This is a genomic window from Thalassomonas sp. RHCl1, assembly GCF_947387555.1.
Classification (GTDB): domain Bacteria; phylum Pseudomonadota; class Gammaproteobacteria; order Enterobacterales; family Alteromonadaceae; genus Thalassomonas.
In genome coordinates this window covers 592,082-600,938 of record NZ_CANDNZ010000003.1, presented here as the reverse complement: position 1 = coordinate 600,938, position 8,857 = coordinate 592,082, and the positions used below count along the sequence as shown (strand labels likewise).

Below are 8,857 nucleotides of genomic sequence, written 5' to 3'. Positions count from 1 at the left end.
CCGAATCTTGGTCATCTACTTAATGCAATTGGTATAAGTCTCGCTATTGGCGAAAACCGTTAAATATTATGAACCCAAAGAAAGGGTTCACAATATTAATTGATAAAAATCAAATGCTTATTTTTATTATTGTATTTGTTGCCTTGGCAGGTTAACTGACCTGGGCAAGGTGTAAGCTTGATTCCTCATAGTCAACGAGTTTGCCCTGGTCCATGACCAGTATTTTATCGGCGACGTCAAAATACTTGTCATCATGACTGATGGCGATAACGGCTTTGTTTTTGGCCTTTAAGTTGGGCAATATTTCGGTATAAAAGACATTTTTAAATACCGGATCCTGATCTGCCGCCCATTCGTCGAACAGGTAAAGATCTTTGTCTTCCAAAAATGCCACCAGCAGCGCCAGCCTTTTACGTTGTCCGTCGGATAATGAGGTTGTGGAGAACTGGCCGTCGACTATTTTCACCTTTTTGTCCAAATGTAAGGTTTTTAAATAATGCTGGGTTGTTGCCAGCACTTCATCGGTTAACTCCACCAACAGGCGGTCAAAGAGGTGGTAATCCGAGTAAATCGCCCCGATAGTCTGCCTGTGGCTGACAATAGAGTCAGGGGAGACTCGTTGATCGCCAAATAAGATGTCACCTGAGGTCGGCAGGTAATGCAGGGTTAATAATTTACTTAACGTTGATTTACCCGAGCCGTTTGCCCCGATAATAAAGGTGATTTCTCCCTTATTAATTTCCAGGTTGAGCGGGCCGACTTTAAACCCGGCTTCACCTGCCACCATAGGGTAGCTGTATTCTACCTGGTCAAATTTCATGCTTTGCCACTCGCCAAGCTGGTTAACCTGCTCATTGCTGTCTTCCTGCGGGATTTCTGCAATAAGTTTTTCCATTCTGCGGTATGAAACCGAGGCGATCGCCAATTGGGGGATCGAACCTAATATGATGGAAATAGGGCCGGTAACATAAAGCAGCGCCATGACCACGCCGACAAGTTCCTGCTGGCTGATGGAATAATAATTGACGAAGATAAAGCACACCGCACCGATAACAAAAAAGGAGATCAGGTCGCCAAAACACATGGTCGCCCGCATGATGGTTTCTGCTCTTTTATTATTTTTTAAAATGTTGTCTTCGTGGTTCAGCAAAGTATGTTTAAAAAAGTGCCGGCGCTTTAAAGTATCGAGTTTGAGCTCTTTGGCGCCATAGATCAGGCTTTTGATCGACTCTTGCAACTTGTCCTGCTCTATCCGGGAGGTCTGGAACATGCGGCTGCCGATAGTGATCGGGATCTGATAGCAGATCACGCCGACAAAAATAGCCATCATCACGAATTTAAAGACTTCAAAGTTGAGATAGACCAAAAAGCCCAACATGCCGACTAAGGTGATGGTGTTGATCAGTATTTCCGGGATCACCCGGGCGCCGCCGATGATCCTCGGGACATCGATATTCACCGCCGCGGTAAAGCGGGCCGAGCCGATTTTTTCCTGGGTCGCCAAAGGCGCACCGGCAATGCGGTAATAAAACTTAGTGCGCAGGTCTTTAGCGACATTGCTCGATACCCGGATCAACATGACTTCTGATGAGCTGCGCATTAACAGGATCAGCACACAGCTGAACAGGAACATCAGCGCCAGTTTATAATTGCTGACATCAAACGAGAACAGGGTCTCGGTTACCGTATCGGCTTTTGGAAAAGCGGGATCTTCCGGGTTGATGCCCGAGAGCACCAAAGGAATAAGCGCCGAATAAAGCATACCGGCAAGGGCACCGAGTAAAATCGAGATAAAGACTTTATTCGGCGCCTCCTTGGTAAAGGAATTAAAAATTTTCACTGGGATGCTCCTTCCTGGTTATTCGGTTGCAAAGTGATGGACTGCACATAAGGCACTTCCTTGGCAAAGTTGATATATTCGACATCTCTGAAACGTTCGACCATATCGTCGTAATAGTCACTTGCCAGCTGTCCGGATTGTCCGGTGGAGTTCATTAACAGCTGGACAGGCTCCTGCTCCGATAAGCGGATGATCTGACGGAAACCGGCGCCAAAGTCTTGCAGGTAACCTTTGTCTTCATCAAAGATGCCGCTGGCGACATTGATGGTATTGGCTGAGCCGCCGTTGCCGATTTTTCGCTCAAACACCTGGTCCAGTAATTTCATCTGGCTAAAAGGCGTATGCTGATAGCGGGTATACTGTACGTCGCCCCAGCGCCAGTTATCCATGTCGGCCCCGGCAAACTTGCTCATTTCCTTAAGCGCCGAGTTTAATGACATGCCGATGATGTTACTGCAGCTTTCTTTCTTTTCGGTGTTGATGTTATCGCACCAGGGGCTGTTACTTGCCAGCAGAGCCGCCAGTTTATCTGCCGGTACTTTTTCTTTCAGGTTTCGCAGATAACCCTGAAGCTGGTTTTTGTTCCAGTAGCTGGTGAGTTCGTCATTGAAGACATAACTCTTCAGATGCCGCAGCCAGGTATAATAAATGGTGGCGGCAATACTTTCTCTGCTTGCTTCGCCGTCCCACTGAGCCAACAATGCCAGGGCTTGTTGCTGCTCAGGGAAGTCAGCCGCGAGCTCTTTTAATAGGGCCAACATTTTTGTCGTTGATATATCTTTGACATCTCCCTGCATGGTTTGCATATCGCTAAGGGTTAACTTGTCTTGTTTTTCTTCGATTAACGCTTCAATTCTGTCTGCCCTTGCCGGCGGAGCAAAGTCGGCGGAGATAAAGTAAGGATAACCTGGTGTTGTATTTACGTTGTTGGCGTTTATCAGGTAACCTTCTTCGGGATTATAACGTCTTGGCATCTCGGCGTAGGGAATATAGCTGTGCCAGTGGTTAGCCGAGTCGGCACCGGATACCGGTAACAGCCCCTTGCCCTGGTTGCGCAGGGGAATTTTTCCTATGCCGGTAAAACCGATATTATTGTGATTGTCGGCATAAAATAAATTCAGTGCAGGGGAGACATACTGCTCAAGCGCCTGGTTATATTCCTGCCAGTTGCTGGCATAACTTAACTGGTAAAAAGCGTTGTAGGTAGTGTCTTCACTGTTAAGTGCGGTCCAGCGCAGGGATATCGGCTGTTCGAACCCCTGGATAACATCACTGATCACCGGCCCGTGTATGGTAGTGCGCACCTGAACTTCGACATCTTTGATCGGATCTTTCAGGAATGCCGGAGATTCTGCTTTTACCTTGATTCTTTCGTTTCTGGTTTCAAAGTCGATAAACTTACCATCTACTTGATATTGCAGACTATTATTTGGGTTTACCTCTTCTATATACAGATCCTGCGCATCCGCCATCATGTTGGTGCCGCCCCAGGCTATGTCCTTGTTTTTCCCGAAGACAACCACGGGCAGTCCCACCAGGCTCATGCCGGAAGCCGCCAGGTTTTTACCTTCCTGCTTAACGGAATACCAAAGGGAAGGCAGTTGTAAACCTAGATGGGGGTCATTTGCCAGGATGGGAACGCCGGATTGCGTCAGTTCACCTGAAACTACCCAGGCATTACTGCCGACATAACTACCGCCAATCTTGTAGGTTTGCTGCTGCTCGGTTTGCAGGGCATCAAAGCGGGCAAATAAATCTTTTAGTTTTTCTTCATCCTTGATCCTGGCTGTCATCGGGCTGTCTGCCAGTTCAGGATAGAAGAGGCTGAGCTGTTCATCCGACAAATATTGCGCGCCTATATAAGCCTCAATTTCGGAATGAAGGTTGTGAGCCAGATTTAATGAAAAGACCTTAATCCAGGCTAAAGAGTCGGTTATTGTCCACGGCTCCGGGCTAATATCGAGCAATGAGAACTCAACCGGCAATTGTTCCGCCGACTGTATCCAGCTATTGATCCCGGCGGCATAGGCTTCTAATGATGCCTTTGCCTGTGGGCTTAAAGCAGGGATACTTTTACTTGCCGCCTGATAAAGGCCTAAAGTACGAAACCAGATATCCTGATGGACTGAAGTTTTACCAAATATTTCACTGAGCCGTCCCTGACTAATTCTGCGTTGTAGTTCAAGTTGCCATAATCTGTCCTGGGCATGGACATATCCCATGGCAAAATAAACATCTTTATCAGTTTCTGCTTTGATTTTTACCAGACCGTGATTATCACGTTCTATGCTTACCTTATCATCCAAACCATTGACAAATTGTCGGGTTGTTTTATCGGGAAGCGGGTCCAGAAAAAATAGTTTATAACTGTAAATAACCAGAAAAAACAAAGGGATAAAGACAAACAGAGTAAATCTGAATGTCAGCGGCATTTTATTAAAAACGCGCATTACACAATCAACCTATTAGAGTTTAAGAGAAGGCAATACTAATTAATCAAAAAGCCAAAGGCAATACACTAAAGGGAATGATTTTGTGATTTCCCGGGTTATTGTCCGGTTTGACTGCCGGGATCTGTGGCAATAAAAGCGGTGTTTATTTCGGTCTTTAAAGTGCATCAGTACTGGCTTGGCAATAAATTTAGCAACGGCTTTTTCTGGGAGATAAAAGCAGATAAATATTTTTTTAAATTTTTTTATTTTTTATTGAAAGTCTTTTGACAGGGATGATCTCACGTATGAGATCTTTGCTTCGACGATGTTGTTGGTTATAAGCTCTCACGCATGAGATCTTTGTTTCGGTGATGTTGTTGGCTACCAGTTCTCACGCATGAGATCTTTTGCCGGTTTCTTCGGTTTAAATAGAATCTCTCACGCGTGAGTTGTCTATTGAAAGCTGATGTTAAAATATTTGATTTTTTTAAAGAGTAAATTGATACCTCAGATAACCGCTTGATGCCAGCAGAATGTAATAATTTATAAAGTACTTATATTCCAGTAGCTTGCCTGTCTTTTGAACGGCTTGTCGCCGGCCTTGATTTACTAAAGATCTGGTCGTTATTTACTCTATTATTGCCGTTGTAATTATAAATTTTTTGTTAAAATATAAAAATCGCTATGTAAAAATAAATTTTTTTATGTATACTCGTGCCGGTAACAACAAAATCGATGTAAAAATCATCACGCTGAAAATACCAGGTTAGCTAGCTGAAGTTAAATGCTTTCGATCCCAGTATTATTTTGATTGAAATTTAATAAACTTGATTTTAATCAATGGCTTACGGCTGGTGTTTTTTGATCTTATTCGTCAGCTATCAGCTAAGAACTGTTGTTATTTAGTGAAAGAGTAAACATTACAATAATAAAATTAATCTTATGGTTAACATGCCAGATGATGCACACACTCCGGATATGGGGTTGGTGATCTTGTCCCTGTTGATAATGATGTGATCTTTATCATCTACAGGCAGCAAGTCATTGCCCGGCCATATCTGTCGGTTTTGTGCTGAGTCTATTCCTATGTCTGGTGAACAGTTGCTACATAAGGCTTACAAAAAAAAAGGATTATAAAATGGTATTACCTCCGTTGAACATTGAAAGTATGGCAAACATCTATTCCAAAATTGACCATGTTGCAGTTGCAGTTCTGGATTTGGACAAGGCCATTGCGTTCTATCAGCAAATGTTGGGTTTTGAGTTTCAGGGCCGACGCGAAACCTTAGGAAAAAATTCGGGTATGATTTCTGCCGTAATGGGCAGTGGTAACTTTACAATCGTCTTGATTCAGGGGTTGGAGCCAGAATCTCAGGTATCCCGCTATGTTGAGCAATACGGTCCCGGTGTCCAGCATATTGCGCTTGAAGTTAATGACCTTGAAAGTGCAACAAAACTTATTGAAGAACAAGGGTTTACATTTGCTACTGGCATTATCAAGGGCCAAGGCTTGCGTCAGATATTTTCCAACCGTGATGAAAACAGCGGCATGATGTTTGAAATTATTGAGCGTACCGGCAATGAAGGTTTTGAAGACGACAGCATCCAGGATCTGTTTAATCAGTTAGAGGAGGCTGAGTTAGTTTAATATGGACCATAAATTAACTTTGCAGGCCAGCGAGCTGGCCTACCGTCCCCAGCCCCAACTGGAAGTGATGAATTTTCTTAATGAAGTTGCCGAGAAGTTTCCCGGCGCCATCTCTTTCGCTTCGGGCCGTCCGTCGGAGGCCTTCTTCGATGTGCCGGGATGGTTGGAAAAAATACAGCTGTTTGTTGACCATACCAGCGAAGCCCGGGATGTTTCCCCGGCTTCGGTCTATACCTCTTTGGGGCAGTATGGCCGCACCAACGGCATTATTAATCACTTGATCGCTCAATCGCTGCAACTGGATGAAAAGTTCACGGTCGATGCCGATGATATCCTGGTGACCAATGGCGCGCAGGAAGGCATGGCATTGTGTCTGTCGACTTTATTTACCCCCGGCCGGGATGTATTGCTGATCACAGATCCCACTTATATCGGTATTACCGGGCTGGCGCAAATCAAGGGCATTGAAATTGCCGTGGTTGAAAGTGATGACCAGGGGCCAAACCTGGAGCATCTGCAGCAGGTTTGTCAGCAAATTAAGGCTGAGGGGAAAAATCCGCGTTCACTTTACCTGATCCCGGACTTTAATAATCCTTTGGGCACTTCTATCACCTTGGCGCGCCGCCGGGAATTACTGGCTTATGCACAACAAAGCGAGCTGTTGCTGATTGAAGATAACCCCTACGGCGCTTTTCGTTTTGAAGGGGAGCCCCTGCCGACATTAAAGGCGCTGGACACCGGCGGCCATGTAATTTATATCGGCACCTTTGCCAAAACTATCTGTCCGGGCCTGCGGGTGGGTTACCTGATCAGCGATCAAAAGCTGCGTAGCGCCGACGGCGGTGAAACGCCTTTGATCGAAGAATTTTCCAAAGTGAAAAGTCTGATCAGCGTCAATACCGGGCAAATCGCCCAGGCAATTGTCGGCGGCCTCTTGCTTGAGGTGGACTGTTCCGTCAACAAGGCAATTGAACCTTTAGTTTCCCTGTACCGGGATAACCGGGACGTGATGCTTGAAGCGCTGGAGCAGCATTTCCATCAAGGCCCGGCGGCTTTGCAACAGGTAAGCTGGAATCGTCCGGAAGGTGGTTTCTTCTTAACCCTGAAATTGCCCATGTCCTTTACCGAGCAGCAAGTGTTTGAGTGTGCGGAAAAGTTCGGCGTGATTTGTGTGCCGATGAGCTTTTTCTCCAATGCGGGTGGCCATGAGCATTATATCCGTTTGTCTTTTAGCTATGTAAACAAGGAACAAATACGCTCGGGTGTCAAAGCCCTGGCAGATTATTTGTTGCACCTTGATGGTAAGTCTCATGAAGCAGCATAATATTTCGGTTGAATCCCTGAGCACGATTATCAGCGCCTCGCTGGCAAATTTTGATCTCAGTGACAGACACAAGGCCTTTATCAGCAGTGGTTTGCTTAATCCCTCTTTATGGGGGATAGACTCCCATGGGGTCGGGTTATTAGCCACCTATTTGCAGGAACTTAAAGGCGGCAGGGCAAAGAGCAGGCCGGATATCCAGTGCCACCACAAATTTCCTGTGGTCGGGCAACTCGATGCCGATCAGGCATTGGGCCTGGTTGCCGGTTTTGAAGCGGTAGAAAAAAGCATGGAGCTGGCGAAAGACTTTGGTATTTCTGCCATCGGGGTGAAGAACTCCAATCATTTTGGCGCCGCTGCCAACTATACCTATCATGCAGCCAAGCAAGGTTATATTTGCCTGTGTGTCAGTAATGCCGACTCCCTGGTGTCGCCCTATAACGGCACCGATAAATTATTCGGCACTAACCCGTTGAGCTTTGCCGCGCCGGGGGAAAACGGCGATGTTTTTTGTCTGGATATGGCCACCAGCCAGGTCTCTTTATCAAAAATCATGCGTCACCTGGCCACCGATATGCCGATAGCAGACGACTGGGTCAGTTATGTCGACCGGGAAAGCCGGGAAATCGGTCCGTTAAAACCCCTGGGAGGTTATAAAGGTCAGGGTCTGGCGATGATGGTGACGATTTTAACCAGTGTCCTGAACCAGAGCCTGTTCGACTGGGAATTAAGTCACCTCTATGCCCCGCCTTATGATGAGCCGCGGCAAGTGAGCCACTTTTATATCACCATCAATATCGAAGCCTTTATGGAAAAAGCCATGTTTGAAAAAAGGCTGTCGTTATTGCTGGAAAAAGTCAGGGAAAGCGGTGCTGTTGGTGGGGAAACCATCTTTTGTGCCGGGGATAAGGAGTCGCAAACCGCCGCGTTGAGGCGGGAGCAGGGCATTCCCCTGACACAGGAGCAGTGGCAGTTTTACCGCCAGCTGGCACAAGAATTACAACTTAATATTGGATAAACAAGAAGATTATTTTGTGGTGAGAGTTAAAGGATATCGTCGTGATAGCTTCAAATGAAAAATATAATAAGAAAACAAGGTTTTTCCATTGGCTCAGTGCTGTGGTGATTTTATGGGTGACGATCTCGGGATTTTACGTCACCTTGTTCGAGGTTGATGCCGATCTTAAGAATTCGGTGTTGGCGCTAAACGTGTTGCTGAATACCTTTTTTATCCCGGTATTTATGTTCCGTGTTTTAAACTGGGTTAACAATCCCGCCCCCGAAGACTATCAAGGCCTGTCGCTGCGCTCGCGTAAAATTGCCGACAAGGTGCATGCCGGCATGTATCTGTTGATCTTTATTGTTTTACTCTCCGGGGTATTGATGATGGACAGAAAGGTTGAGTTTCTCGGCATGACCCTGATCCCTTATTTACCCTTTGCTCCGGCGCTGAAAGAGTTTTTTACCCAGCTGCATATATTTTCTGTGTGTGCTCTGGCGTTTTGTGTGGCGCTGCATATTGCCGCGGTGATCAGGCATGAACTTTCGGGTTTGAGAATATTAAAAAGAATGTTGGGCTAGGCCTGCTTTTTACCTGTGCTTTTACCTGTGCTTTT

At 45.9% G+C, this 8,857-nt stretch carries 6 protein-coding genes; 4 read left to right on the top strand and 2 right to left on the bottom strand.

The features are described from left to right. Positions 1 to 151: 151 nt before the first annotated feature. Both QL234_RS12800 and QL234_RS12795 read right to left on the bottom strand, forming a co-directional pair. Positions 152 to 1,840, bottom strand: coding sequence for a cyclic peptide export ABC transporter (locus QL234_RS12800; protein ID WP_281558230.1), 1,689 nt, complete (start codon positions 1,838 to 1,840; stop codon positions 152 to 154). Beyond that, positions 1,837 to 4,290, bottom strand: a complete 2,454-nt coding sequence (locus QL234_RS12795) for a penicillin acylase family protein (protein WP_281558229.1) — start codon at positions 4,288 to 4,290, stop codon at positions 1,837 to 1,839. Before QL234_RS12795 ends, QL234_RS12800 begins: the two co-directional genes overlap by 4 nt. Before the next feature lie 1,120 nt (positions 4,291 to 5,410). On the opposite strand from QL234_RS12795, the gene QL234_RS12790 reads away from it, so the two are divergent. Genes QL234_RS12790 through QL234_RS12775 form a run of 4 tightly spaced genes read left to right on the top strand, consistent with a single transcriptional unit; the run spans position 5,411 to position 8,822 of the window. Continuing rightward, a complete protein-coding gene (locus QL234_RS12790) occupies positions 5,411 to 5,920 on the top strand; it encodes a VOC family protein (protein WP_281558228.1) in 510 nt (169 codons plus the stop codon). A 1-nt stretch (position 5,921) separates the two neighbouring features. Next, on the top strand, positions 5,922 to 7,244 hold the full coding sequence (locus QL234_RS12785; protein WP_281558227.1) for a PLP-dependent aminotransferase family protein: 1,323 nt from the start codon (positions 5,922 to 5,924) through the stop codon (positions 7,242 to 7,244). Further along, complete coding sequence (locus QL234_RS12780) at positions 7,231 to 8,259, top strand: Ldh family oxidoreductase (protein WP_281558226.1); 1,029 nt, start codon at positions 7,231 to 7,233, stop codon at positions 8,257 to 8,259. The genes QL234_RS12785 and QL234_RS12780 overlap by 14 nt, the downstream gene beginning before the upstream one ends. A 41-nt stretch (positions 8,260 to 8,300) precedes the next feature. Beyond that, the gene (locus QL234_RS12775) at positions 8,301 to 8,822 is read left to right on the top strand and encodes a cytochrome b/b6 domain-containing protein (RefSeq protein ID WP_281558225.1); all 522 of its coding nucleotides are present in this window, start codon (positions 8,301 to 8,303) and stop codon (positions 8,820 to 8,822) included. Positions 8,823 to 8,857: the final 35 nt, after the last annotated feature.

Excerpts from the sequence above, each read along its gene's own strand:
- QL234_RS12795 (WP_281558229.1), bottom strand. The coding sequence starts at position 4,290 with ATGCGCGTTTTTAATAAAATGCCGCTGACATTCAGATTTACTCTGTTT.
- QL234_RS12790 (WP_281558228.1), top strand. The coding sequence starts at position 5,411 with ATGGTATTACCTCCGTTGAACATTGAAAGTATGGCAAACATCTATTCC.
- QL234_RS12780 (WP_281558226.1), top strand. The coding sequence starts at position 7,231 with ATGAAGCAGCATAATATTTCGGTTGAATCCCTGAGCACGATTATCAGC.
- QL234_RS12785 (WP_281558227.1), top strand. The coding sequence starts at position 5,922 with ATGGACCATAAATTAACTTTGCAGGCCAGCGAGCTGGCCTACCGTCCC.